A 24517-nucleotide genomic window follows, 5' to 3' on the forward strand; every position below is an offset into this window, starting at 1 on the left:
CGCTCGGAAGCCATTATTCCTTATCGGTCCACAGCGGGATGAAATCGAAGGAATGCACATCCACCAGTCCGCGATCCGTGAGTTTGAGCGCGGGAATCACCGGCAGGGCCAGGAAGGAGAGCAGGCCGAAGGGATTGCCCGAAAACTCGCCCATGGCCGGGGAGAGGCTGTCCAGGAGCTGCTGGAAACGCGTGGCCGTCTCTTCCAGGGGCTTGGCGCTCATGAGCCCGGCCAGAGGCAGCGGCAAACCGGCCCGCACCCGGCCGTTGAGCGCGGCCACGAATCCTCCACCCAGGCGGGCGGCCTCGCGGGCGGCCAGGGCCATGTCCGCGTCGTCCGCCCCGGCCACGATGAGGTTGTGGGAATCATGACCCACGCTGGAGGCCAGGGCGCCGGCCCGCAGCCCCAGTCCCTGGACCAGTCCCAGGCCCACGTTGCCCGAGCCCCGGTGGCGCTCGATGACCGCCAGCTTGGCCAAGTCGCGATCCGGGTCGGCCGTGGGGCGGCCCTGGACCACGGTCGGCGCAAGCAGCCGGGCCTCGGTGAGGATCTGGCCGGGGATCACTCCGATGACCCATACGCGGCCCCTGCCGGACGGCAGGGCGAACAGTTCCGGAGTGACGTCCGGCAGACGCATGCTGGACGGGAGCGTCGCGCCCTTGCCGCGCGGGAAGTTCAGGTCGCGCACCCGGCGGCCGCCCAGAAAGACCTCGGCCACCCGGAAGCGCTCCAAATCATCCAGGACCACCATGTCGGCGCGGAAGCCGGGAGCCACCGCCCCCCTGCCGGGCAGCCCGAAATGGCGCGCCGTGTTGATGGAAGCCATCTGCACCGCCCGCACCGGCGGCACTCCGGCGGCCACGGCGTGGCGCAACTTGTGGTCCATGTGCCCGCGCGCCAGGATGTCCGAGGCCAGGAGATCGTCGCTGACCAGCGAGACGTTGGCCGCGTCACACTCGTTGAGCGCGGGCAGAAGGTCGTCCAGGTTGTTCTCGCTGGTGCCCTCGCGGATCATGAGGTGCAGTCCCAGGCGCAGCTTCTCCAGGGCTTCGGCCGCGTTGGTGCATTCGTGGTCGCTGCCCGGCCCGGCCAGGACGTAGGCCGCCAGATCACGGCCCGAGAGCAGCGGGGCATGGCCGTCGATGGGCCGATCCCCGGCGGCCAGGAGCTTGGCCAGAACCTCGGGGTCTCCGGCCAGCAGTCCCGGGAAGTTCATCATCTCGGCCAGGCCGAGCACTCGGCCGGGATGGGCTTCCTGGAAACGCAGCACGTCCCCGGCCGAGAGCTCCGCGCCGGAGGTCTCCAGGTGCGTGGCCGGAACGCAGGACGGCATCATGAAATAGAAACCCACGGGCGAGTCGGCCGTGGCCGCCAGCATGTACTCGATGCCCGCCGCGCCGCAGACGTTGGCGATCTCATGCGGGTCGCAGACCACGGCGGAGGTGCCGTGCGGGGCCACGGCCCGGGCGAACTCGCGGGGACAGAGCAGGCTGGATTCGATGTGCAGGTGGCCGTCGATGAGCCCCGGGATCACGTGCCGCCCGCCCAGGTCCAGGACGGCTCGAGCCTCATAGGCCCCGAAGCCCACCACCAGGCCGTCGGCCACGGCGATGTCGGCGGGGTGGATCTCGCCGGACAGGACGTTGACCAGCCGGGCGTCGCGCAGGAGCAGGTCCACCGGCTCCAGCCCACGGGCCAGTCGGATGCGCCGGGCCAGTTCCTCGGGGGTTCGCGCACGGATCACGGCTGTTCCTCCATCCGGTCGCCCGGCTCTCGCACGACTGTCGCCTAGGCCACGTCCCAGGTTTGGCCCGCGGGCGTGTCCTTGACCTCCACGCCCAGGCCCGCCAATTCGTCGCGGATGCGGTCCGAAGCGGCGAAATCCTTGGCCACGCGGGCCTGCCGCCGCGCCTCCAGCCGGGCCGCGACCTCGGCCGCGTCGATGCCCTTGCGGGCGGCGCGGCAGTCGCGCAGGGCGGCCAGGAAATCCCCGGGATCAGCCCCGAACACGCCGAGCACCGCGCTCCAGCCCTCCATATCCTTGAGGATACGGGTCCACAAATCACGCGCGCCCTCGGACTTGCGCAGGGTCTTGTCATCAGACAGCCGCCCGGCCAGGCGAACGACGCCGAAGAGGTGTCCCAGGGCGGCGGCGGTGTTCAGGTCGTCTTCCAGGGCCTCGCCGAAGCCCGCCTCCAGCTCGGCCAGCTCCTTGGCCAGCTCCGGCGGGACGGGCGAGGCGCTCCACTTGGCCTTGCCCAATTCCTCGGCCATCTGCCGGCGGGCCGTATAGACCCGGCGCAGGGCCTTCTCGGCCTCCTCCAACCCCTCGAAGGAGAAGTCCAGGGGGCTGCGGTAGTGCGAGGAGAGCAGGAAGTAGCGCAGGGTTTCGGGCAGGAACTTGTCCAGGATGTCGCGGATGGTGAAGAAGTTGCCCAGGGATTTGGACATCTTCTCGGAGTTGATCTGCACGAAGCCGTTGTGCACCCAGAAGCGGGCCAGTTCCCGGCCGGTGGCCGCCTCGGACTGGGCGATCTCGTTCTCGTGATGGGGGAAGATCAGATCCTGGCCGCCGCCATGAATGTCCAGCGGCAGGGGCAGATACTTCTCGCTCATGGCCGAGCACTCCAGGTGCCAGCCGGGACGGCCCGGGCCCCAGGGGCTCTCCCAGGAAGGCTCGCCGGGCTTGGCGGCCTTCCAGAGGGCGAAGTCCAGGGGATCCTCCTTCTCCTCGCCGGGCTGGATGCGCGCGCCGGAACGCAGGTCGTCGATGTTCCGTCCCGAGAGCTTTCCGTAGCCCGGAAAGGAGCGCACCCGGAAGTACACGTCGCCGGAGAGCGTGGTGTAGGCCTGACCGCTCCGGATGAGTTCCTGCGTCAGCTCAAGCATCTCCGGGATGTGCTCGGTGCACTTGGGCTCGACATCCGCCCGCAGCACGCCCAGGCGGTCCATGTCCACATGGAACTCCCGGATGTACCGCTCGGCCACATCCTGGGAGGTCAGGCCCATCTCGCCGGCGCGCTTGATGATCTTGTCATCCACGTCGGTGAAGTTGCGCACGAAGGTCACGTCGAGGCCCTTGCGGCGCAGGAAGCGCACGAGCACGTCGAAGACCACGGCCGAACGGGCGTGGCCCACGTGGCAGAGGTCGTAGGCGGTGATGCCGCAGACGTACATGGAGACCTTCCCCTCCTCTCGGGGGGTGAATTCCTGTTTGGCGCGGGCCTGGGTGTTGTACAATCGCATCACGTTCTCCGTATGGGCGATTTCGCGTCAGCGGGCCTCGACCCTGGCGTTGAGCAGGGCCAGCATCTGGGGCAGATTGCCGTCCGCGATGAGGTACAAAAAGGGCACCGGCTCGGCCGGGGCCAGGGACACGGTCAGTTCTCCAGGGGTTCGGGCGAAGCGGCCCAGGGCCTCCAGGGCCGAGGCCGAGGCGGCTTCGCCGCGCGAACGGGCCTGAGCCTCGCGGGCCGCCAGCCAAAGCGCAGCGCGGGTCCGCAGAGCGGCCTCGCTGGTCTGGAACTGGGCGGCCACCCGTTGCAGGACGCGCCCCAGAAGGGAGCGATCCCGATAACGCAACTCCAGTTCGGCGAGGCTGGAGGCGAAATACTGTCCGTCCTGGACGCGCTCCAGGTCCAGGTTGCCGAAACGGCCGGAAAGGTCGGCCTGGAAGGTTTCCGGCTGATCCAGGGACAGGCGGTTCACCGTCAGTTCGCGGGACTGCGGGTCGTAACGGTAGTCCACGTGGGCCCGGCAGGGCGGGACCATCCAGCCCCAGGCCGGATCCTCCACGGTCAGGCCGATGAAGGCCGCGCGCACGAAGTGGGGCGTGGCATGGTCCAGGTCGAATGCCTCGATGCGGGCCCGCTCGGCGCGCAGCACCGGGCCCTCCGGAGTCCGGGCCGTCAGGCCGGTGAGCACCACCCCGCGCGGGAAAAGATCGAAGGTCAGCACCGAAAAGGTCACGTCCAGGCCAGGGCGCAACCCGTTCAGACCCGCGCGCACCTCGCTCTCCACATAGGCCCGCATGCCGGCCCACCCCGCGCAGGCGGCCAGGAACAACGCCGACAGGACGAACAACGCCCGCGTCCGCAGCTTCATGTCACAGGCTCCGCAGGGCCGAAACCAGGGCCACGGCCTTGATGCCCCTTTTCTCACCGGTGAAGCCCAGGCCTTCCTCGGTGGTGGCCTTGACGTTCACCCGCGCCCGGGGCAGTCCCAGAAGGTTGGCCACGTTGGCGGCGATGGCCTCGCGGTGCGGGGAAATCTTGGGAACCTGGGCCACCACCGTGAGGTCCGCCTGGACCACCTCCACTCCGGCTGCCCGGGCCTTGGCCAGAACCTCCAGAAAGAGCACGGCGCTGTCCGCACCGGCCCAGCGGGGATCGGTGTCCGGAAAATGCTGTCCGATGTCGCCGCCGCCGAAGGTGCCCAAAACCGCGTCGGCCAGGGCGTGCAGGAGCACGTCCCCGTCGGAATGGGCGACCACGCCGGGACCGCCGGGGAGGGGCACGCCGCCGAGCACCAGCGGACGCTCCCCGCCGTAGCGGTGCACGTCGTACCCCCAGCCAGAGCAGGGGATGGTCCGCCGCTCATCGCGCAGCAGGGCCAGATCCTCGGCGGTGGTGACCTTCACGTTGGACTCCTCGCCCTCGATCACGACCACGGGACAGCCCGCCTCCACCAGGGAGGCGTCGTCCGTGGCCTCCAGGCCCCGGGTCAGGGCCTCGGCGTGGGCCGTCTCCAGGACGCCGCGGGCGAAGGCCTGGGGCGTCTGCACGGCGGCCAGCTCGGCCCGGGGCAGGGTCTCGCCCACAAACCCTCCGGCCACGCGCTTCACCGTGTCCTTCACGGCCACGGCGGGAATCACAGCCCGCCCGCCCCGGTCCAGGGCGTCCACCAGACGCTGCACGAGCGCGGCCGAGGCGAAGGGCCGGGCCGCGTCGTGGACCAGGACGAATCCGCACTCCGACGGCAGGGCGGCAAGGCCCAGGCGCACGGAGTCCTGGCGCCGGGCCCCACCCCCGGTTACGCGCCAGGGCAGGCCCAGACCCTCGGTCCGGGCCAGTTCGGCCACTTCCTCCCGCATGGCGGGGACGTCGGCGGGCGGAAAAACGAAGACCAGGCCCCGCACCCGCGCCACCCGGGCCAGGGTGCGGGCCGAATGCCAGAACAGCGGCGCACCGCGCCAGCGGAGGTACTGCTTGGGCCCGAGTCCGGCCGAAGCCAGCCGTGAGCCGCTGCCGGCGGCCACGATCACGGCCCAGATGTCGGTGCTGTGGGGCATGCCTTTCTCCGGAAACGTGGCGGGGGAGGCGTTGCCTCCCCCGCCACGGCCCTGAAAAACGGGAGCCGGACGATAAGCCGGGTTTTGTTCCCCTCGCGGGGTGGTCGCCATTCCTCTAGGACGGCCGTTACCGGACGTCTCCAGCAGCCTACCCGGGGGCATTGGCCGGGCCGACCTGCCCCCCTATTTGGCCTTGCTCCGGGCGGGGTTTTCCGAGCCAGCCGCGTCACCGCGACCGCTGGTGGGCTCTTACCCCACCGTTTCACCCTTACCCCCGGCGGGCCGGGGGCGGTTTGCTTTCTGTGGCACTGTCCGGGGATCACTCCCCCTGGGTGTTACCCAGCGCCCTGCCCTGCGGAGCCCGGACTTTCCTCCCCGGCCCCCAAGGACCGCGGCGGCGACCTGTCCGACTCCCTTCCATCACCTAATGCATCGAAGCGCGCCTGGGAAGACGCGTTATTCCTCTTCGTCCTGGACCGAGGGAGCGCCGCTGGGCGCGTGCTCCTGCCAGTAGATGAGGCGCTGGCAATTCGGGCAGGCGATGATCTGCTTGCCCTTCTGCAAGTCGTTGTAGATCTGCGGGGGAATCATGATGTTGCAGCCCGAGCAGACGCCCAGGGCCACGGGCACGATCACCGGATGGGAGATGCGCGCGCGGATGAACTCGTAGCGGCCGAGAATGGGCGGCGGCACGACCTTGCCGGCCTTCTTGCGCTTCTTGTCCAGGCTGTCCACGCGCTTGCGGGCCTTGTCCAGGCGCTCGTCGAGGGTGGCCTTCTTGGCCGCATACTCCTCGCGGATGCCCTCGGCTTCCTTGTCCAGATCCTTGAGACCCTCTTCCTGGCGGCCGATCTCCTCCATGATGGCGATCTTCTCTTCCTCGCGCATGCGGTTGACCCGCTCGAGGCTGTCCATCTCGCGCATCATGGCGTGGTATTCCTTGGTGTTGCCCACCATCATCAGCTTGTTCTTGCTCTTCTTGATCTTGCCCGCGTCCTCCTCGATCTCGAATTCGAGCTTCTTCTGCTGGGCGCGCAGGACTTCCAGGCGTTCGTCGATCTGGGTCTGGCGCTCCTTGAGCGAGGCCACCCGGCCCTCCAGATCCGAAAGCTCCTGAGGAGCCTGCTGGATTTCGGCCTCCAGAACGATGATTTCGTCGTCAACCGCCTGGAGCAAGATAAGCTGTTCGATCTGCTTCTGATACATAGGTCCCCTCTTTGGTCCACGGGACACGCGCCCCCGCGCGCCCCTGCGTATTGGATCGCGGTCCGCCTGGGCGGCCCGCGCGATTCCCTATTCCCGGCCCGGCACCCGCCGGAACGGGTCGCGTCCCTCGAAGAAGCGCACGGACACGCCTTCGGCCGCCCGGGCCAATTCGGCCGCGAAGCGGCGCATCATCTCCTCTTCCAGGGCGAAGTGGCCCACGTCCACCACCAGCCCGGAAACCTCCAGGGCCGCATGGTACTTCACGTCCCCGGTGACGAGCACGTCCGCGCCCCGCCCGAAGGCCAAGGCCGCCAGCGACGAGCCCGAACCGGGGCAATAGGCCACCCGGCGGATGCGCCGGGGCTCGGGACCGCAGAGGGTCAGAGCCGCGCCGCCCACCAGGGGCTGGAGTTTCTTCAGGAAGGCATCCACGGAGAGGGCCCGGGGCAGGTCGCCCAGTTCCCCGAAACCGGCCTCGGGGTCGGCTTGAGGCTCCAGGACCGCGCGATCGCGCAGGCCGAGGGCCTCGCCCAGCCAACGGGCCGGGCCGCCGGGGCGGCTGTCCAGGGAAGTGTGGGCGGAGTAGAGCCAGGTTTCGGAGCAGAGGAGCAGGCGGAGGGCGTCGAGGTAGCGGCCGGGAGTGTTGGGAGCCTCGGGCTTGAGGTAGAGCGGATGGTGCGTGACCACCACCTCCGCGCCCCAGTCCAAGGCCTTGGCCAGGGCCTCGGGCCCGGGCTCCAGGCTCACCGCGGCCTTGCTCACGGTCCGTTCGGGCCCGGCCACCTGGACCCCGGAGTTGTCCCAGGGGCTGGCCAGGCGTTCCGGGGCCAACTCCCGGACCCGGTTCAGAAAATCATGTATGTTCATGCCCACCAAAGCAAGGATGCTCCCCGAGGTTTTCCCTTGGGGAGCATCCTGGTCCTCCTGAGAGCGGCGACAGGTCGCCTTTCGGAAGCAGCGTGGCGTTTTTCACCGGCAAGATCACGTCCTCTTGGTGGGCCAACCAGGATTCGAACCTGGGACCATCCGGTTATGAGCCGGAGGCTCTGCCAACTGAGCTACTGGCCCGAACAATGTTCGAGCAGAGGAACATAGCCCCGGCAGACGGACCTGTCAACTATCGCCGCGCGGGGCCGTGGATCGTCACTTTTTTACAAGCTTGTCATTTCCATCCTGTCATGAATTGCATTTGTGGCAAATAATCCGCCCAGGACAGGCCCACCCAATGGGGTTCGCCGGAAAAGCCTTGCTCTTCCAGCTCATTGCGGCTGGGCACGCTCCTTGCTTTCCTGATCGTCCAAACAATGTCCGGTGGTGCCCCATGTTCCCGACCACGCGAACCGAGTCCCTTGATTCCGAAATCCCGGCCACGGCCTTCGGCCTGCTTCTGGACGGCGCGCCCGACCCGGCCGCCCTGATCGGGCCGGACGCCCGCGTGGAGCGGGCCAACGCGGCCTTCGCCCAGGCCTTCGGCCCTCTGGCCGCAGAGCCGGGCGGCGACCCGGCCCTGCTCCCGGCCGGCCTCTCCGATCGTCTGGTCCTGGAGCGTCTGTTGCGGGACACGACCAGGACTCCCCGCCGCCAACGTTCCCACCTGAAGCAGGCCCGAGGCGTCCCGGCTCCCTTCGAGGTCACCACGGCGCCGCTGTCCGGCGGGCGTCTTCTGCTCCTGGCGCGCGATCTCTCCTCCGTCGCCGCTTTGGAACGCTCCGAGCGGCGCTACCGGAACGTCTTCGACAACGCCGTGGAAGGCATCTTCGTGACCACGCCCGACGGCCGCTACATCGACGCCAACCCCGCCCTGGCCCGCATGTACGGCTTCGACTCCCCGACAGACCTCAAGGCGCACTTCGACGACATCGCTTCCCAGCTCTACGTCGAGCCCGGGCGCCGCGACGAATACCTGGCCCTCATGGCCGAATTCGGAGAGGTGCTCGCCTTCGAGTCCGAGATCTACCGCAAGGACGGCAAAACCATCTGGATCTCGGAGAACTCCCGCGCGGTCCTCGGACCGGAAGGCCGCCCCGAATGTTACGAGGGCACGGTCATGGACATCACCGAACGCAAGTTGGCCCAGGAGGCGTTGGAGACCCAGCGGGCCTACTTCCACCAGCTCTTCGAAAGCTCGCCGCAGGCCATCGTGCTCATCGGCGTGGACGGCCGCATCGTGAACGCGAACACGGGGTTCGAGGCTCTCTTCGGCCACGAGGCCCGCGAGGTGCGCGGCAAACTCAACCGCGAGGTGGTGGTGCCCACGGAACGCATCCACGAGGCCGAGAGCTTCAACCGCACGGTCCTGGCGGGGCAACCCATCGAGGCCGAAACCATGCGCCGTCACCGCCTGGGCCGTCTCATCCCCGTTTCGGTCATCGGCTATCCCGTGCGCGTAGCCGGGCGCATCGCCGGGGTCTTCTACATCTACACCGACATCACCCAGCGCAAGGAGTTCGAGGAACAGCTCGCGCACCAGGCCTTCCACGACGCCCTCACCGGCCTGCCCAACCGCCTGCTCTTCAGCGAGCGCGTGGAGCGCGCAGTGGAGCGCGCCGCCCGCCGCGAGGACTACCGCTTCGCCGTGCTCATGATCGACCTGGACCGTTTCAAGACGGTCAACGACTCCCTGGGCCACCAGGCCGGAGACAAGCTGCTCATGGCTGCGGCCCGGCGGCTGGAGTCCTGCGTACGCTCCTCGGACAGCGTGGCCCGCCTGGGCGGCGACGAGTTCGCCATGCTCCTGGAGGAATACGAGCATCCCCACGACGTGACCCGCGTGGCCCGGCGGATCCACGAGGCCATGGAAAGGCCCTTCATCATCGACGGCACGGGCGTGGTCTGCGGAGCGAGCATCGGCATCGTGCTCCGGGCCAAGTCGTACCGCAGTTCGGAGGACATCCTGCGGGACGCGGACATCGCCATGTACCGGGCCAAGTCCCAGGGCACGGCCCAGTACAAGGTCTTCAACCGCAAGATGCATGAGCAGGCCACGGAGTTCATGCAGCTGGAGCAGGAACTGCGCCAGGCCCTGGACCGTGGCGAACTGTCCGTGCACTACCAGCCCATCGTGGCCGTGGGCGATCAGCGTCTCAAGGGCTTCGAGGCCCTGGTGCGCTGGGAGCATCCCCGCCGGGGCCGGATCTCGCCGGACCGTTTCATCCCCGTGGCCGAGGAGACCGGGCTCATCGCGCCCCTGGGACAGTGGGTTCTGCTCCAGGCCTGCGCCCAGATGCGCCAGTGGCGCGATCGCCACCCGGAGGCCGAGGGCCTGAGCATGAGCGTGAACATCTCCAGCCGCCAGATCATGCGCAAGGACTTCCTGGACGGGGTGCGGGAGGCCCTGGACCGCACCGGCCTGCCGCCCGCCGCCCTCAAGCTGGAACTCACCGAAAGCTCCCTGCTCAAGGACTCCAAGTCCTGTCTGGAGACCCTGCACGCGCTCCGCGACCTGGGGGTGCGCCTGGTGGTGGACGACTTCGGCACAGGCTATTCCTCGCTGAACTACCTCCAGCGCCTGCCCATCGACACGCTCAAGATCGACCGCTCCTTCATCAGCGGCGAGGCCAATCCCGAGATCGTCCGAACGATCATCGCCCTGGCCCGCAACCTGAACCTGAACGTGGTGGCCGAGGGTGTGGAACGGGAAGACCAACTCGAGCGGCTGGCCTGCGAGAACTGCGACGAGGCCCAGGGATTTCTCTTCTCCAAGCCCGTGGACGGCTTCAACGCGGGCCGGCTCATCGCCCGGCTGCTGGGCGACGGCGGCCCCTGCCGCGAAGAAGGCTAGCGCCCGGAGCGGATGCGCTCGATGAGCGCGGTGGTGGAGTAGCCCGGCAGAAGCGGAAGAGAGCGCACGCTTCCGCCGTCGGCCTGGACCACCTCGCGGCCCACGATGCGCTCCACGGGCCAGTCCCCGCCCTTGACCAGGATCTGGGGCCGGACCGCCGTGATGAGCCGCAACGGCGTATCCTCGCCGAAGAGGACCACGAAATCCACACAGGCCAAGCCCGCCAGGACGAAGGCCCGCTCACGCTCGGAAACCACCGGACGCTCGGGCCCCTTGAGGCGGCGCACCGAGTCGTCGGAATTGAGTCCCAGGATCAGGCCGTCGCCCAGGGCACGGGCACGGGTCAGCAAGTCCACGTGGCCGGGGTGCAGGAGGTCGAAACAGCCGTTGGTGAAAACCAGGCGGTAGCCGGGAGGCAGGGCCCGCCTGCGCTCCAGGAAGCCGTCCAGGTCGAGGATCTTCTCGTGGGCCAGGGAGGTGTTCATGCGCCCCTCGGCCGCAGGTTCTCGGTCTGCCCCAGCAGCGTCAGGCGCAGCCAGTCCAGGCCGAAGTCGAGGGCGGCCTCCTCGTCGGCCAGAACCCGTTCCTCGCGGCCGGGCTCGGCCTCCAGGCGCTCGAACATCTTCATGTCGCGCAGGAAACGCTGGAAGTCGTCGGGCTGATACAGGGCCAGGAAGACCATGCCCGCGCGCCGGGAGTCCAAGCCGCGCCCCGCCGCCCGCCAGTCCGAAACCAGGCGCATGTAGCGGTCGTTGGCCGCGTTGTACGGCTCCAGGCCCTGGTCCTTGAGCCAGGACTCGGCGGTCCATTCGCCTTCCTGCTCGAAACCCCGGCAGTGCGGTTCGCGGACCACGAAGAACTGTTCACGCAGGGTTCCGTCCACGTCCGGGCGGGTGGCCCGGCCCAGGGGATAGGTGCGGCAGGCCCCTGGGCGGTCGGCGTAGATCGAACAGCCCTCGGGCCGCACGAACGGGCAGGGCTTCTTGCCCCCCTCTTCCATGCGCAGGCGCATGGTCGGGAAGCCGTCGGCCCGGGCCGAAACCTCGGCCAGCTTCTCCACGAAGAGACGGCTCGGCAGCCCGCCCAGGCCACGCCGCAGGCGCAGCGCGTCGTAGGGCGTGAGCATGAGGTTCAGGTCGCCGCAGCAGGCGTTGAAGCAGGGCACGCCTGGATGGCAGGCGAAGCGGAAGGTCTCGCCGGGCTTCAGTTCCGGCAGGCTGTCCAGGAATTGTTCGGTGGCGTCCTTGGTCATGGGTGTTCCTTGTTCGGAGCCGGGAGGGCGGCCAGCCGGACCAACAGGTCGTCCAGCAGGCGGTCGCGGTCCGCGCGGACCACGGCCTCCATCTCGGCGCGGGGATGCATGGCCTGCATCTTGAATTTGTTGCCCAGGGCGTTGCCGTGCTCGGCGCGGCTCGTGCGCCCGGCCGCGCCCGTGCGCTTCCGGTGCCGCACGGCCAGGAGCCCCTGGTATACGGCGAAGCCGCCCGAGCGCGCAAGCCGCAGATCGTGCTCCACGTCGTCGTACTGCGAGGGCGAGAGGTGCAGCGAAAAGCCGCCCGAGCGCGCCAGCGTGGCGGAGCGGAACAGATGGCAGCAGCCCGTGACCGAGACGCAGGGCCGGGCGTAGGTGAACTGGCCCATGTCCAGATCCTGGATGTGCAGGTCCGAGAGGCGGAATTCGTCCGGCCGCGGGGGGTCCGGGGGGTCGGGCAGGACCGGGTGCAGGTCCGCGGCCTGAATGCGCCAGGGCCCGGCGTGGTCCACCACCCGGCAGCCCCAGACCGAGGCGTCCGACCATTGGGCCACGGCCGCGCCCAGGCGGCCGAGCCAGTCCGGCGGAACCTCGGCGTCGTCGTCCAGATAGAGGGCGAAGTCGGCGGCCCGGACCTCGGGCAGCGCGGCCAGCCAGTTGCGGGCCGCCGCCGCGCCCACGTTCACCGGCAGGTCCACGCGGGTCAGCCGTCCGCCGCTCCGCTCGATCCAGGCCGAGAGCACCTCGGCCGTGGCGTCGGTGGAGCCGTTGTCCAGGGCGATGACGCGGGCCCCGCCCAGGTCCGAGGCGAACAGGGCGGCCAGGGTGGCGTCCAGCTCGGCGGCCTTGTTCCAGGAATAAAGCAGCACGACCAGGGAGCCGGGGATCGGGGCCGGGGCGCGGGAGCCGTTCCCGGACGCCTCCGAGGCCAGCAGCGCGGCCGTGGCGTGCCAGGGCGCGGCCGCCAGGCAGTCCAGAAACATGCCGAGCGCGCCCGCCTTGTCGCCCCAGGCCTTCCGGCAGAGCCCGCGCCGCAAGAGGATCGACGGCCCCAGGATCGCGGCGGACACATAATGGACCTCGGCGGTCCCGAAGTCCCCGCGCAGAAAGGCGGCTTGGCCCCGCAAGGCTTCCAGGGCGGGGGCCAGGGCGGACGGCAGGGGGCGGGCCAGGGACGCGGCCAGCCAGTCCTGGTCGTTTTCGAACAGGGCCAGGGACACGGCCTGATTCAGCCAGAACAGGTTCGGCTCCCGGTCCAAACGGGATTCCAGGAACCGACGCACGGCCGCCAGATCGCGTCCGGCGGCCAGCTCCTCGTAAGCCGTCACGTCCGCCGGCCGCGCCCACCGAGCGGACAGGGTCGTCAAAAGAGGCCGGGCGGACTCCGGCAGGGCGGACAGAAGCTCGGGCGCGGAAAGAATTTCGGCGGCCAGGGCCCCGTCGAGCGGATTCTCGGCCAGGGAGGCCAGAACCAGGGCGGGGGCCAGGGGGGAATCGATGGACAGGGCGACGCGGGCCGCGTCCAGGAGATGCCGCTGGCCGCAGGAGCCCAGCAGCAGGCGGTCCCGGACGCCGGGGTCCAGGCCGCGCCAGAAGGAGGTCAATCCGTCTTGCGGTCCGAACATCCGGCCTCCCCGGCCTCCGGCATGGGCACGGAGGCGGCCAGTTCGTCAATGGACAGGGGGGCGTAGAGGCGTTCGCCGGAATAAACCCGCACGAGGTTGCGTCCCTTGGTCCGGTTGTCCAGGAGCCCGGTGACGACGCGTCGGTTGATGCGGCCCATGCGCAGGCGAGCCGCCGGATCCCCGGCCAGGACGTAGTAGGCCTCGGCCAGGCCCAGGCTGTCCTCGGACTGGCAGAGCAGGCCGTTGACCTCGTGGCGCACGAGTTCCGGGATGCCGCCCACCGAAGTGCAGACCACGGGCAATCCGGCCATGAAGGCCTCCAGAAGCACGTTGGGCAGGCTCTCCTGGCGCGAGGTCAGCGCCAGGACGTCGGCGGCGGCCAATTCACGCAGCACCTCGTCGTGCGTGATGGTCCCGGTGAGACGCAGACGCTCGGCCACCCCGGGCGGCAGGATCGGAAGCACGGCCTCGGCAGGACGCGTACCGCAGGCCACGAACTCCATGTCCTTGGCCAATCCCGAGGCCTGAAGCGCGGCGATGCTGGCCACGAAGACGTCGAAGCCCTTGGCCGGGGCCTCGTTGCCCACGTAGATCACGCGCAGGCCGCGTTTGCGCCGCGGGGGCGCGTCCCCGGGCGGCGGACCGTCAAAAAGGAACGAATTGTAGACCACGTTCAGGCGGCTTTTGGCCACGCCGTGGCGGCGCAGCACCCGGGCGCACTCCAGGGAGTTGCAGATGAAGCCGCTGGAAAGCCGAGCCCAGAGTCCGGCCAGGAGATTGGGCTGGAAAATCACGCCCCGGTTCAGGAAGAGCCGGTGGCGTGATCCCAGGAAACGGGCCAGGATGGCGGGCTTGTAGGCATGGTTGTGAAAGACGTGCAGCGCGTCCAGGCCGTGTTCGCGGGCCGCGGCGCGGAAGAAGCGGGCCGTGGCCCAGAGATCGCGGAAGCGGTCCCAGGCCAGCACCGGCACCCCGGCCCGACGCAGTTCCGGGGCCAGGGCCGAGGACTCGGGCACGGCGGCCAGCACGGTCAGGCCCATCTCGCGCAGGGCCTCGGCATTGTTCACCAACTGGCGGCTGCCGCCGGAGAGCTTCACCGAGTCCGTGGCCAGCATGATCGTACGCGGCTCGGGCCGCTTGCGGAAAAACTTGAAGAAGACCCGCGCGCCCGGGATCGTGCCGTACATGGCCAGCCGGGCCCGGACCCAGGCCCCGCTCTTGCGGCTGCTCACGCCGATGCGCTTGAGCCGGAAAGGGTCCGTGCCCTTGGCGTTGGGCCCGCGCTCCAGGCTGAAGGCCCCGTCGAACCCCGCGCGCTTCAGCTCCTCCTCGCTCACGGCGTCGAAGTGCCCCCAGGGCCAGCAGAAAAGTTGCGGCCCGCCGCCGTTGATCTTCCGCATGCGTTCCAGGCTCACGCGGAAGTCCTCGCGGCAGAAGGCGCGGCGCTCCTCCTCGGAGCGCAGACGGAAGAGAAGCCCGCGCTCGTCGCGCCGGGGCCAGAATCCGTCATAGACATAGGCGCTGCCCACGTCGAAGATCGGCAGGCCGGGCTCCACCGGGTCGTAGATGCCGTGGGCGCTCCAGTGGGCGCCCGCGCCGCCGACCACGTTCCGGGGCGTGAGCGTGCGGAAGGCTCCCTGGTGCCTGCGGCCGTGGGCGTGAACCTCCATACCGTAGTCCCGGACCAAGGCCTTCAGCTCGGACTCGTTCATGAACTGGGACATGTCCCCGGACAGGGCCAGGCGGAAGGAGTCGGGCATGGTGCGCAGCGCGGGAGCCGTTTCCGGGGTACGCGCCGGACCCGCCACGGTGAAGTCCGCGAGGGCGAAGAACACGCCGGTCATGCCGTGCTTGCGCAACAGCGGAGCGGTCACCAGCCAGTTGGAGAGGTGCGCGTCGTCGAAGGTGAGCACGCAGCAGCGGCCGCGCAGGGGACGCTTGCCGAGCGTGATCTCCAGCAACTCCACCGCGCCGATGGTCCGGTATCCGGCGGAGGCGATGACCCGGAGGTGCTCCTCGAAGCGGGCCGGGGCGTGGCCGTCCACGTCCGAGACGTTGTGGTAGCAGAAGACCGGGACGCTGCGGCCGATCACGGTTGGGCCCCCGGGCCGCAGGCTCCCCGGGCCAGACCGTTCTCGACGCCCCGCGCGAAGGCCTCGTAACCGGCCTTGTTGAAGTGGTCCCAGTCGCGGGGTCCATGGAGCAGTTCCCGCGCGGCGGCGATGCGCACCTCCGGCCGGGTGTCGATGAAGCCCAGACCGTTGCCCTCCGCGAAGGCCCGCACCTGGGCCACCAGCTGATCGCTCCCCGCGGCCACCTGGGCCGGGGTGTGGTCGACGTCCGGTCTGTCGTAGGTCCGAACCCGGGCCGCCGACAAGGCGTAGCAGGCCAGGGGCGAGGGCACGTAGACCACCACGCAGCGGGTCTTCGGCAGGGCGTCGCGGATATACAGGACGCTTTGTTCGAAGACGAACAGGGAGTCGTCGGCCCCGGGCTCGTCCAGGGGCGGCGCCTGGAGCCGGTCGGGCAGGAACACCGCCCGCCCGCCCACCACGGCGGCGTTGACGATGCCGGGCTGCATCGGCGGGTCGGGGTCCACGACATGTCGGGTCAGCCGGTACCAGACGTGGTCCCGCAGGAAGCGCAGCACGAGGTTGCCGAGCAGCAGGTCATCACCGGGCTCGATGGCCGCGCCCGAGGCGAAGCGGGTCGTCATGTCGTCCAGGAAGGCGCGGAACACGCCGGGCCGACGCAGATCCTCCCGGGGGTGGAAGGGGTCGAAGTGGCGTCGCAGGAAACCGCCGTTGTTCTGCAGATCGTTGCCTTCATAGAAGTAAAGCAGCATGCAGCCAGGGTCCGGGATCTTCAGCCCCCGCCGCCGCATGGCGCGCAGTTCCTGGAGCGGCTCCAGGATGAGGCCGTCCACGCTGCCCGCGCCGCCGCGGCCGAAGGACACCACGTCGCGGCCCAGGGCGTCCTGGAGCAGGTGCGCGGCCTGAAACCGCGACGCGCGGTCGTAGCCGAGGTCGATGAACCAGTCGCCCTTGCCCTGGGCATAGGAGTCCCCGGCCAGGGCCAGATAGCCCGGCCTGGGCAGCAGCCCGGCCTTGGAGGTCTGGCCGGGAAGGCGCATGTCCCGGGGGAAGGAGTGGTAGGCGGTGGGGCACAGAAACGGCAGCAGCAGGGGGAAGAACAGAAACTCCACAAGCGCGCAAAGGAGACCCACGCTCGTGAGTGCGAGGAGCAGGTTGAGGAGTTTCTTCCGCATGTCTGGCGTTCCGTGACCGTGATAGCAGATGCCCCGCCGCCGGGCAAGGCGCGGGTCCGGGAACTGTCGGCGAACGGATATTGAAATGCTCGGCTCAAGCGGATACAGACATGCTCATGTCGGATCGGACCATTCTCTTCATCGCCGAACCCCAGGCCGTGAGCGGCGTGTTTCCCACGCTCAAGGAGGCCGGAGTCCAGGCCGGTCTGGCCGACACCCTCGCCGGGGCCCTCAACTTCATCAAGAAGGCCTCGCCGCTGCTCATCTTCACCCGGCCCTCCATGCAGGGCTACTCGGCCGCCGACCTGCTGGCCGAGGCCTCGGAGCAGGAAGGCTTCCCGCCGGTGATCATCTTCACCAAAAACGGCTCCACCGAGGAGGCCCAGCGCTTCCTGGACCTGGGCGCGCGCGACTATTGGCTGGAGCCGCTAATCTGGGACAAGATCCGTCTGGCCCTGCCCAGGGAGACCCCCGAGACCCCGGCCGTCGAACCCGAGGATCCGCGCCCGGCGCAACGCACCCCGATCCCGACCCGCTTCCAGGTCATCGGCAAGCATCCGGCCGTGCTGCGGGTTCTGGCCCTGGCCCGCCAGGTGGCCCGCTCCAAGGCCACGGTGCTCATCTCCGGCGAGTCCGGCACGGGCAAGGAGATGATCGCCCGTTTCCTGCACCACCACTCCGAGCGGGCGGCGCACCCCTTCGTGGCCATCAACTGCGCGGCCCTGCCCGAACACCTCCTGGAATCCGAACTCTTCGGCCACGAGAAGGGAGCCTTCACCGGAGCCATCAACCGCAAGCCGGGCAGGTTCGAACTGGCCGACGGCGGCACCCTGCTCCTGGACGAGATCACCGAGATGGACCTGGGCTTGCAGGCCAAGCTGCTGCGCGTGCTCCAGGAAGGCGAGATCGACCGCGTGGGCGGCGTGGAGACCGTGCGGGTGGACGTGCGCGTACTGGCCACCACCAACCGAAACCTCGAAGAGGCCGTGCGGGAGAAGACATTCCGCCAGGATCTCTTCTACCGGCTGAACGTGATCCCCATCAAGCTGCCGCGCCTAGCCGAGCGCGGCGACGACGTGCTCGTCCTGGCCGACTTCTTCCGCGACAAGTACTGCACGGCCTACGGCCTGTCCCGCCTGGCCTTCACCGAGGACGCCAAGCAATGGCTCCTGGACTACGAGTGGCCGGGCAACGTCCGCGAACTCCAGAACCTGGTGGAGCGCGCCGTGCTCCTGGCCGGTTCCGGCCCCATCCAGCCGCGTCACTTCCTCATGGACTCCGAGTCCTGGAGCCCGGAGGCCGAGGAGCTTCCGGCGGCCGCCGCCGATCCGGCTCCGGCCCGGCCCCAGACCCCCGGCGAGGCCCTCTCGGTCATGCCCCTGCACGAGATGGAGAAGGCCCTCATCCTCAAGAGCCTGGACGAGACGCGCGGCAACCGCACCCAGGCCGCGGAACTCCTGGGCATCTCCGTGCGCACCCTGCGCAACAAGCTCAACGAATACCGCCAGCAGGGCCTGGAGATCGACTAGCCTAGCCCTCGCGGGCGACGGCCTGGCGGCGGAAGTCCTCCGGCGACAAGCCGCACTTGCGCATCCGATACTGCAAGGTGGAACGCGGCACGCCCAGCAGCGCCGCCGCCCCCTTCACCCCCCCCACCATGCCGCCCGCCCGGGCCAGGGCCTTGGCGATGTGCGCGCACTCGGCCTCGTCCAGGGTCGGAAAGCGGCCCCCGGGCGTCTCCGCCGTCGCCTCCCCGAGGTGGCTCCGGATGTCCTCGCGGCTGACCTCCTGGCCCGGCCGCAGGATGATCATCCGGCTGATCAGGTTCTTCAGTTCGCGGATGTTGCCCGGCCAGGAGTGGCGGCAGATGTCCGCCACGACCTCGTCGGAGTAGCGCGGGGCGGGGCGGTGCAGGAGCCGGGCCTGGCTCGCGCTGAGAACCCGCAGCAGCGGCGGGATGTCCTCGGGCCGCTCGCGCAGGGGCGGCAGGTGCAGGGTGATGGTGCTCAGCCGGTAGAAGAGGTCCGAGCGGAAGGTGTGCTCGCGGATGCAGTCCTCCAGGTTTTTGTTGGTGGCCGCGATGACCCGGAAATTGACCCGGATGGAGCGGCTGTCGCCCACCCGCTCGAAGGTCTGGTCCTGAAGCACGTGCAGCAGCTTGGCTTGCAACGGCATGGGCAGGTCGCCGATCTCGTCCAGAAAGACGGTGCCGCCGTCGGCCATCTCGAAGCGGCCCACGCGCTGCCCGCTGGCCCCGGTGAAGGCCCCCTTGGAATGACCGAAGAGTTCGGACTCGAAGAGCGAGGGGGCCAACGCCGGGCAGTTCACCTTCACCAGCAGCCCGTCGCGGCGCTGGCTGATCTTGTGGATGTGCCGGGCGATGAAGTCCTTGCCCGTACCCGTCTCGCCGGTGAGGATCACCGACGCGTCCGTGCCCGCCACCATCTCCACCTGGGCCATGATCTCGTTCATGGCCGGGCTCGCGAACTCCAGATTGCTCATCTCATAGCCGTCGTCGCTCTGCTTGAGCAGATACGTCTTCTGGCGCTGGAGCTGCTCGTTCATCTCCTTGAGCTTGGTGTGCGAAAGCATGTTGTCCACGGCGATGGCCACCTGCGAGGACAGTTCGCGGCAGAATTCGGCCAGATCGTCCATGTTTTCCGGAGCCCGGCGGAAGGAGAGGTGGATGGAGCCGAGCACGGTGTTGCGCACCAGCAGGGGGAAGACCATCGTGGCGGTCAGTCCCACGGTGAGCATGTTCTCCACCGAGGTGAAGTAGGTCTGCCGGGTCAGGTCCGGAATGACCAGCGGTTCGCGGGTGCGGATGACCATGTGCGCGAAGATGCCCTTTTCCAGGGGCCGGGGCTGGTTGCTGATGCCGCTCAGGGGGATGCCGGCGGCCGTGGCGAAATAGCTCAGGAACTTCCGCTCGGCGTCGTAGAGGTTGATGCTGAAGCGGTCATAGGGGATGAGGCTGCGCAGCTCACGGGCCAGGGCGTTGAACAGGGTCTCTCGCGTGGTCTGGTGTACGATGGCGTTGTTGATCTTGAGCAGCAGCTCGTAGCTCTTCGTCTTGTCCCGCAGCATGGTTCACCGCCGAATATTGGGCACTTATTTTAATAGTCTAAAATAATAGATGAAAATTGCGATAAGCCAACGATTTTCCTTTCTGCCCAGGTATCGTCGGCGTCTTCAGAACCGTCTCGAGGCGTTCTAGCTCCTTTATTCACATCGCACAAGCCCAATATTCGGCATGCTGCCGAATATTGGGCTTTTCTCGTCCGCCGTCTTTTCTCTACCAGAGCGAAATAGTCCTTTAATTTTAGACAATTAAATAGATAGTTCAATTCGGCACGCGCTTTGCTCTTTACGGCACAAGGAGCGCGTATGGACATCGAACTGCCTTACGGTCACGGCATTCGCCGCCTCGTCCTGCCGGACGGGTCGGACCTGCGTCTGCTCCGCCCCACGCCGCCGCCGGATCTGCCCGACCCGCTCGGGGCCCTGGCCCGCGCCGTGGACGCGGCCCTGGACACGCCGGAGCGCCGGGGCCGTCCCGCCCCCGAGTCCGTGGCCATCGCCGTGCCGGACGAAACCCGTCCCCTGCCGGTCAAGGATCTCCTGCCCATTCTTCTGGACCGTCTGTTCGCCTTCTGGCCCCGCCTGGTCCCCGGCAACGTCACCGTGGTGGTGGGCGGCGGCCTGCATCCGGCCCTGTCCCGGACCGAGCTGGACCGCACCGTGCCGCCCACCGCGGCCCGCGGCTGCCGGGTCGTGGGCCACGACGCCCATCAGTCCCTCATGAGCGACCACGGCCGCACCTCGCGCGGCACGCCGGTGCGGATCAACGCCGCCATAGGCAAGGCCGACTTCCGGGTGGTTCTAGGCCAGGTGGACCCCCACCAGTTCGTGGGCTTCACCGGCGGTTCCAAGGGCATCACCGTGGGCTGCGCCTCGGCCGAGATGATCCAGGCCAACCACGGCGGGCTCTTCGAGCCCTCGGCCCGGGCCGGCGTGCTGGCTGAGAACCCCGTACGCCAGGACCTCAACGAGGCCGGGCGGCTCATCGGCATCCAGCTGGCCGTGAACGTGGTCCTGAGCCCGGCCAAGCACATCGTCTGGCTCGGCGCCGGCGACCCCGAGGCCGTGCTGGCCGAAGGCGCGAAGGTCTGCGCCGGAGTCTACGGCGTGGCCCTGGACGACCCCTTCGACATCGTCCTGGCCTCTTGCGGCGGACATCCCAAGGACATCTGCCTGTACCAGGCCCAGAAAGGCCTGAACATGGCCTGTCAGGCCGCCAGACCCGGCGGCCGGGTGCTGCTGTTGGCCGAGTGCCCCGGCGGAGTGGGCGACGAGGTCTACCACGACTACGTGCGCCGCTTCGAACGGCCCGCCGACGTGCTGGCCGACTTCCGCACCCACGGCTTCCGCATGGGTGCGCACAAGGCCTATCTTTTCGGCCTTTCCCTGGACAGCCGCCGGGTGGTCCTGGACTCGGCCCTGGACGCGGCCACGCTCAAGGGCTGCCAGATCACGGCCGGAGCGGCTCAGGCCACCCTGGACGCCTGGCTGGCCGAGAGCCCCGCGCGTCCCCGCATCGCAGTCATTCCCAACGCCAACACGACGTTTTTCCACCGTCCGGCGGGGCAGCGTGCCCCCGAAGGCGGGGAGAACAAATAAGGAGGCAACCACATGATCCAATTCCTGGTTCACGAAAAAGGCGACTCCGTGGGCGTGGCCACGGTGGACATCAAGGCCGGGGAAACGGCCCAGGGTCTGTTCATGGACTCGCAGGCCAAGCTCGAGGTCAAGGCCCTGGACGACATCCCGCTGGGCCACAAGATCGCCCTGGAACCCATGGAGGTCGGCGGGACGGTGCTCAAGTACGGCCATGACATCGGCAAGGTGGTCGCCGCCTTCAAGAAGGGGAACCACGTCCACATCCAAAATCTCAAGACCAAGAGGTGGTAGTCATGAGCCTGGGCAAAGTTCTCGGATACCGTAGGGAAAACGGCCGTGTGGGCATCCGCAACCACGTGGTGATCCTGCCGCTCGACGACCTCTCCAACGCCGCCTGCGAGGCCGTGGCCAACAACGTCAAGGGCACCATGGCCCTGCCCCACGCCTATGGCCGCCTGCAGTTCGGCGATGACCTGATGCTGACCTTCCGGACCCTCATCGGCATCGGCTCCAACCCCAACGTCGCCGCCGTGGTGGTCATCGGCATCGAGCCCGAATGGACCAAGATCATCGTCGACGGCATCGCCAAGACCGGCAAGCCGGTCACCGGCTTCGCCATCGAGCGCACCGGCGACATCGGCACCATCGCCGAGGCCAGCCGCAAGGCCAAGGAATACGTGCATTGGGCCACCGAGCTGCGGCAGACCGAAGTGGACCTGTCCGAAATCTGGGTTTCGGTGAAGTGCGGCGAGTCCGACACCACCTCCGGCCTGGCTTCCAACCCCACCGTGGGCAACGCCATCGACAAGCTGGTCGACGCCGGGGCCACCTGCTCCTTCGGCGAGACCTCGGAGATCACCGGCGCCGAGATGGTCTGCAAGGAACGCGCGGCCACCAAGGAACTCGGCGAGAAGTTCTACCAGACCTGGAAGTCCTATGACGACTTCATCAACGAGTTCAAGACCGACGACCTCTCCGGCTCCCAGCCGACCAAGGGCAACATCCGCGGCGGCCTGACCACCATCGAGGAGAAGGCCTTCGGCAACCTCCAGAAGATCGGCAAGAAGGCCAAGTACGTGGGCGTGCTCGGCCCCGCCGAGGCCCCCACCGGCAAGGGTCTCTGGTTCATGGACACCTCCTCGGCGGCCGCCGAGGCCGTGACCCTCTGGGCCGCCGCCGGTTTCGTGGCCCACTTCTTCCCCACGGGCCAGGGCAACATCATCGGCAACCCCATCGAGCCGGTCATCAAGCTCACGGCCAACCCGCTGACCGCCAAGACCATGAGCGAGCACATCGACTACGACTGCTCGGCCATCCTGCGCGGCGAGATGACCCTCGACCAGTCCGGTGACAATCTGCTCGACATGCTCCGCCGGACCTGCAACGGTCGCCGGACTTGCGCCGAGGTCCTCGGACATCGTGAGTTCATTCTGACCAAGCTCTACCGGAGCGCCTAAGACGATATCCCCCGGCCCCGCCTTCCGGCGGGGCCGGGACAATGGATGACGACGCGGATGATCATGACGAGACGAAACATGCGGAGCGATACCGGATCCCGGCGCGGATGTTCACGCTGGAACTTCTGGTTCGCTCCGCCAGGCGACACGAACCGTCAAGGGAGAATGCCATGAAGCTACGCCTCGGTCGGATGTTCCTGCTCTTCGCCCTCATGCTCGGCCTTTGCGCCGGACCGGCCTTCGCCGGGTCCTATCCCGAAAAACCCATCAACATGATCATCGCCTTCACTGCGGGCGGGTCCAGCGACGTGCAGGCCCGCATCATGCAGAAGTACTGGAACAAGCTCGGCACCGAGTCCTGGGTCTTCGTCTACAAGGCCGGCGCCGGCGGGGCCATCGGCTTCGGCGAGATCGCCCACGCCGATCCCGACGGCTACACCATCGGCGGCGTGAATGTGCCGCACATCGTGCTCCAGCCCCTGGCCCAGGGCGCCCAGTTCAAGATCAGCGACTTCGCCTACATCTGCCAGGTGGTCAACGACCCGCAGGTCGTGGCCGTGCGCAAGGACAGCCCCTACAAGTCCGTGAAGGAAGTCTTCGACGCCGCCAAGGCCGCCCCCAGCAAGATCAAGCTCGGCCTGGTGGGCCCCTTCTCCGGTCACCACCTCATGATGCTCGGCGTCAAGTCCACCTACAAGCTGGACTTCGCCGAGGTCATGTACAAGGGCGCCGCCGACCAGAACGCGGCCCTGCTGGGCGGCGAAGTGGACGTGATCTTCGGCAACGTCAACGACGTCATGCGCAGCCTGGACCAGCTGACCATCCTGGGCGTGGCCGCCGAGAAGCGCAACGCCTTCCTGCCCGACGTCCCGACCCTCAAGGAACAGGGCTACGACGTGATCTCCGACATCCGCCGCGCCTTCGTGGCCCCCAAGAACATCGCGCCCGAAAGGCTCAAGTTCCTGCGCGAGGCCTTCAAGAAGATCGCCACCGATCCCGACTACCTGGCCGACATGAAGAAGGCCGGACAGCCCGCCGAGTACATGGACGGAGCGGAGTTCGAAGCCTACGTCCAGAAGAAGGCCGAGGAAGATCGCGTCCTGCTCGAGTCCTATGGCCTGCTGAAGAAATAACTCCCAGCCCGGAGGGGGTCGGACGGCTGGCCCCCTCCTTCCTTGGAGGATCGACATGACTGATTTCCTGCTGCCGGCCATCGGACACATCTTCGAGCCGCTCAATCTGTTGCTCATGGTCTTCGGGCTCACCGGCGGCATCATCATCGGCGCCCTGCCCGGCCTCACGGCCACCATGGGCGTGGCTCTCATGGTTCCCGTGACCTTCGCCATGGACCCCATCAGCGGCCTGATCATGCTCGGGGCCATCTACGCCGGGGCCATCTACGGCGGTTCCAACTCCGCCTGCCTCATCCGCACCCCGGGCACGCCCTCCTCGGTGGCCACCACCTTCGACGGCTTCCCCATGTGCCAACAGGGCCGCGCCGACGAGGCCCTCTACGCCTCGCTCCTGGCCTCGGCCTTCGGCGGGGTCATCGGCACCTTCTTCCTGCTCTTCATGTCCGCGCCCCTGGCCCGCTTCGCCCTCAACTTCGGCGGCCCGGAGTTCTTCTGGCTCTGCATCTTCGGCCTCTCGACCATCGCGGTCATGTCCCGGGACAACATGCTCAAGGGCCTGCTTTCCGGGGCCTTCGGCCTGCTCGTCTCGACCGTCGGTATCGACCCCATAGCGGGCTATCCCCGCTTCACCTTCGGCTACTATCCGCTGTCCCAGGGCATCGAGGTCATCCCGGCCATGATCGGCCTGTTCTCCTTCTCCCAGGTTCTGAGCCTGCTCGGCAGCGACAAACAATACATCGCGGAATACAACCCCCGGAAAGGGGCCTTCATGGCCGTGGTCCGCAAGTTCCTGAGCGACTGCAAGGTGAACCTCATGCGCTCCTC

The 24517-nt window shown here is 68.3% G+C and carries 19 protein-coding genes, 1 tRNA gene and 1 other RNA gene; 7 read left to right on the forward strand and 14 right to left on the reverse strand.

Features of this window, described 5'->3' with window-relative positions:
• Nucleotides 1–13 precede the first annotated feature (13 nt).
• From ade to H587_RS0113020, 8 genes are all read right to left on the reverse strand, one after another.
• The gene (ade, locus tag H587_RS0112990) at nt 14–1744 is read right to left on the reverse strand and encodes an adenine deaminase (RefSeq protein ID WP_034609418.1); all 1731 of its coding nucleotides are present in this window, start codon (nt 1742–1744) and stop codon (nt 14–16) included.
• A 44-nt stretch (nt 1745–1788) separates the two neighbouring features.
• Nucleotides 1789–3246 (reverse strand): cysteine--tRNA ligase, encoded by a 1458-nt coding sequence (gene cysS / locus H587_RS0112995; protein ID WP_027176622.1) that lies wholly within the window; start codon nt 3244–3246, stop codon nt 1789–1791.
• A gap of 27 nt (nt 3247–3273) precedes the next feature.
• Nucleotides 3274–4104, reverse strand: coding sequence for a hypothetical protein (locus H587_RS0113000; RefSeq protein WP_027176623.1), 831 nt, complete (start codon nt 4102–4104; stop codon nt 3274–3276).
• Between the two features lies 1 nt (nt 4105).
• Nucleotides 4106–5290, reverse strand: coding sequence for a 2-C-methyl-D-erythritol 4-phosphate cytidylyltransferase (gene ispD, locus H587_RS0113005; RefSeq protein WP_027176624.1), 1185 nt, complete (start codon nt 5288–5290; stop codon nt 4106–4108).
• A 57-nt stretch (nt 5291–5347) separates the two neighbouring features.
• Nucleotides 5348–5704, reverse strand: an RNA gene (rnpB, locus tag H587_RS19875) — RNase P RNA component class A.
• Nucleotides 5705–5746: 42 nt separating this feature from the next.
• Nucleotides 5747–6496, reverse strand: a complete 750-nt coding sequence (locus H587_RS0113010) for a zinc ribbon domain-containing protein (RefSeq protein WP_027176625.1) — start codon at nt 6494–6496, stop codon at nt 5747–5749.
• 87 nt (nt 6497–6583) lie between these two features.
• Nucleotides 6584–7363, reverse strand: a complete 780-nt coding sequence (locus H587_RS0113015; RefSeq protein WP_027176626.1) for a Nif3-like dinuclear metal center hexameric protein — start codon at nt 7361–7363, stop codon at nt 6584–6586.
• A gap of 125 nt (nt 7364–7488) precedes the next feature.
• Nucleotides 7489–7564: transfer RNA gene (locus H587_RS0113020), tRNA-Ile, on the reverse strand.
• 253 nt (nt 7565–7817) lie between these two features.
• Between H587_RS0113020 and H587_RS18645 the strand changes: the two genes are divergently transcribed.
• Nucleotides 7818–10277, forward strand: a complete 2460-nt coding sequence (locus H587_RS18645; RefSeq protein WP_051202812.1) for a bifunctional diguanylate cyclase/phosphodiesterase — start codon at nt 7818–7820, stop codon at nt 10275–10277.
• Here H587_RS18645 and rfaE2 read toward each other — a convergent pair.
• Genes rfaE2 through H587_RS0113050 form a run of 5 tightly spaced genes read right to left on the reverse strand, consistent with a single transcriptional unit; the run spans nt 10274 to nt 16422 of the window.
• Complete coding sequence (gene rfaE2 / locus H587_RS0113030) at nt 10274–10762, reverse strand: D-glycero-beta-D-manno-heptose 1-phosphate adenylyltransferase (RefSeq protein WP_027176627.1); 489 nt, start codon at nt 10760–10762, stop codon at nt 10274–10276. The genes H587_RS18645 and rfaE2 overlap by 4 nt on opposite strands.
• Nucleotides 10759–11529, reverse strand: coding sequence for a YkgJ family cysteine cluster protein (locus H587_RS0113035; protein WP_027176628.1), 771 nt, complete (start codon nt 11527–11529; stop codon nt 10759–10761). The genes rfaE2 and H587_RS0113035 overlap by 4 nt, the downstream gene beginning before the upstream one ends.
• A complete protein-coding gene (locus H587_RS0113040; protein WP_051202813.1) occupies nt 11526–13154 on the reverse strand; it encodes a glycosyltransferase family 2 protein in 1629 nt (542 codons plus the stop codon). The genes H587_RS0113035 and H587_RS0113040 overlap by 4 nt, the downstream gene beginning before the upstream one ends.
• Complete coding sequence (locus tag H587_RS18650) at nt 13130–15247, reverse strand: glycosyltransferase (RefSeq protein WP_084630748.1); 2118 nt, start codon at nt 15245–15247, stop codon at nt 13130–13132. Before H587_RS18650 ends, H587_RS0113040 begins: the two co-directional genes overlap by 25 nt.
• Entirely contained in the window at nt 15244–16422 is a 1179-nt protein-coding gene (locus H587_RS0113050; protein ID WP_027176630.1) for an SGNH/GDSL hydrolase family protein, read from the reverse strand. Before H587_RS0113050 ends, H587_RS18650 begins: the two co-directional genes overlap by 4 nt.
• A 116-nt stretch (nt 16423–16538) precedes the next feature.
• Between H587_RS0113050 and H587_RS0113055 the strand changes: the two genes are divergently transcribed.
• Complete coding sequence (locus tag H587_RS0113055) at nt 16539–17951, forward strand: sigma-54 dependent transcriptional regulator (protein ID WP_027176631.1); 1413 nt, start codon at nt 16539–16541, stop codon at nt 17949–17951.
• Nucleotide 17952: 1 nt separating this feature from the next.
• On the opposite strand, the gene H587_RS18655 is transcribed toward H587_RS0113055, so the two are convergent.
• On the reverse strand, nt 17953–19509 hold the full coding sequence (locus tag H587_RS18655; RefSeq protein ID WP_034609420.1) for a sigma-54-dependent Fis family transcriptional regulator: 1557 nt from the start codon (nt 19507–19509) through the stop codon (nt 17953–17955).
• Nucleotides 19510–19809: 300 nt separating this feature from the next.
• On the opposite strand from H587_RS18655, the gene larAH5 reads away from it, so the two are divergent.
• The 5 genes from larAH5 to H587_RS0113085 form a co-directional block, all read left to right on the forward strand.
• Entirely contained in the window at nt 19810–21102 is a 1293-nt protein-coding gene (gene larAH5, locus H587_RS18660) for a nickel-dependent malate racemase, LarAH5 family (protein ID WP_051202815.1), read from the forward strand.
• A gap of 12 nt (nt 21103–21114) precedes the next feature.
• Nucleotides 21115–21393: a UxaA family hydrolase gene (locus H587_RS0113070; protein ID WP_027176632.1), complete on the forward strand. Its 279-nt coding sequence runs from the start codon at nt 21115–21117 to the stop codon at nt 21391–21393.
• Between the two features lie 2 nt (nt 21394–21395).
• A complete protein-coding gene (locus H587_RS0113075) occupies nt 21396–22559 on the forward strand; it encodes a UxaA family hydrolase (RefSeq protein ID WP_027176633.1) in 1164 nt (387 codons plus the stop codon).
• Nucleotides 22560–22729: 170 nt separating this feature from the next.
• A complete protein-coding gene (locus H587_RS0113080) occupies nt 22730–23692 on the forward strand; it encodes a tripartite tricarboxylate transporter substrate binding protein (protein ID WP_027176634.1) in 963 nt (320 codons plus the stop codon).
• A 55-nt stretch (nt 23693–23747) separates the two neighbouring features.
• Nucleotides 23748–24517: tripartite tricarboxylate transporter permease (locus H587_RS0113085; protein ID WP_027176635.1), on the forward strand; the 770-nt coding region annotated here is incomplete at its 3' end.

This window comes from Desulfovibrio aminophilus DSM 12254, from assembly GCF_000422565.1.
Taxonomy (GTDB): domain Bacteria; phylum Desulfobacterota; class Desulfovibrionia; order Desulfovibrionales; family Desulfovibrionaceae; genus Aminidesulfovibrio; species Aminidesulfovibrio aminophilus.

What these genes read in the sequence shown, in the direction of transcription:
- cysS (WP_027176622.1), bottom strand. Translation starts at nt 3,246, where the DNA reads ATGCGATTGTACAACACCCAGGCCCGCGCCAAACAGGAATTCACCCCC.
- H587_RS0113000 (WP_027176623.1), bottom strand. Translation starts at nt 4,104, where the DNA reads ATGAAGCTGCGGACGCGGGCGTTGTTCGTCCTGTCGGCGTTGTTCCTG.
- ispD (WP_027176624.1), bottom strand. Translation starts at nt 5,290, where the DNA reads ATGCCCCACAGCACCGACATCTGGGCCGTGATCGTGGCCGCCGGCAGC.
- H587_RS0113010 (WP_027176625.1), bottom strand. Translation starts at nt 6,496, where the DNA reads ATGTATCAGAAGCAGATCGAACAGCTTATCTTGCTCCAGGCGGTTGAC.
- H587_RS0113015 (WP_027176626.1), bottom strand. Translation starts at nt 7,363, where the DNA reads ATGAACATACATGATTTTCTGAACCGGGTCCGGGAGTTGGCCCCGGAA.
- H587_RS18645 (WP_051202812.1), top strand. Translation starts at nt 7,818, where the DNA reads ATGTTCCCGACCACGCGAACCGAGTCCCTTGATTCCGAAATCCCGGCC.
- rfaE2 (WP_027176627.1), bottom strand. Translation starts at nt 10,762, where the DNA reads ATGAACACCTCCCTGGCCCACGAGAAGATCCTCGACCTGGACGGCTTC.
- H587_RS0113035 (WP_027176628.1), bottom strand. Translation starts at nt 11,529, where the DNA reads ATGACCAAGGACGCCACCGAACAATTCCTGGACAGCCTGCCGGAACTG.
- H587_RS0113040 (WP_051202813.1), bottom strand. Translation starts at nt 13,154, where the DNA reads ATGTTCGGACCGCAAGACGGATTGACCTCCTTCTGGCGCGGCCTGGAC.
- H587_RS0113050 (WP_027176630.1), bottom strand. Translation starts at nt 16,422, where the DNA reads ATGCGGAAGAAACTCCTCAACCTGCTCCTCGCACTCACGAGCGTGGGT.
- H587_RS0113055 (WP_027176631.1), top strand. Translation starts at nt 16,539, where the DNA reads ATGTCGGATCGGACCATTCTCTTCATCGCCGAACCCCAGGCCGTGAGC.
- H587_RS18655 (WP_034609420.1), bottom strand. Translation starts at nt 19,509, where the DNA reads ATGCTGCGGGACAAGACGAAGAGCTACGAGCTGCTGCTCAAGATCAAC.
- larAH5 (WP_051202815.1), top strand. Translation starts at nt 19,810, where the DNA reads ATGGACATCGAACTGCCTTACGGTCACGGCATTCGCCGCCTCGTCCTG.
- H587_RS0113070 (WP_027176632.1), top strand. Translation starts at nt 21,115, where the DNA reads ATGATCCAATTCCTGGTTCACGAAAAAGGCGACTCCGTGGGCGTGGCC.
- H587_RS0113075 (WP_027176633.1), top strand. Translation starts at nt 21,396, where the DNA reads ATGAGCCTGGGCAAAGTTCTCGGATACCGTAGGGAAAACGGCCGTGTG.
- H587_RS0113080 (WP_027176634.1), top strand. Translation starts at nt 22,730, where the DNA reads ATGAAGCTACGCCTCGGTCGGATGTTCCTGCTCTTCGCCCTCATGCTC.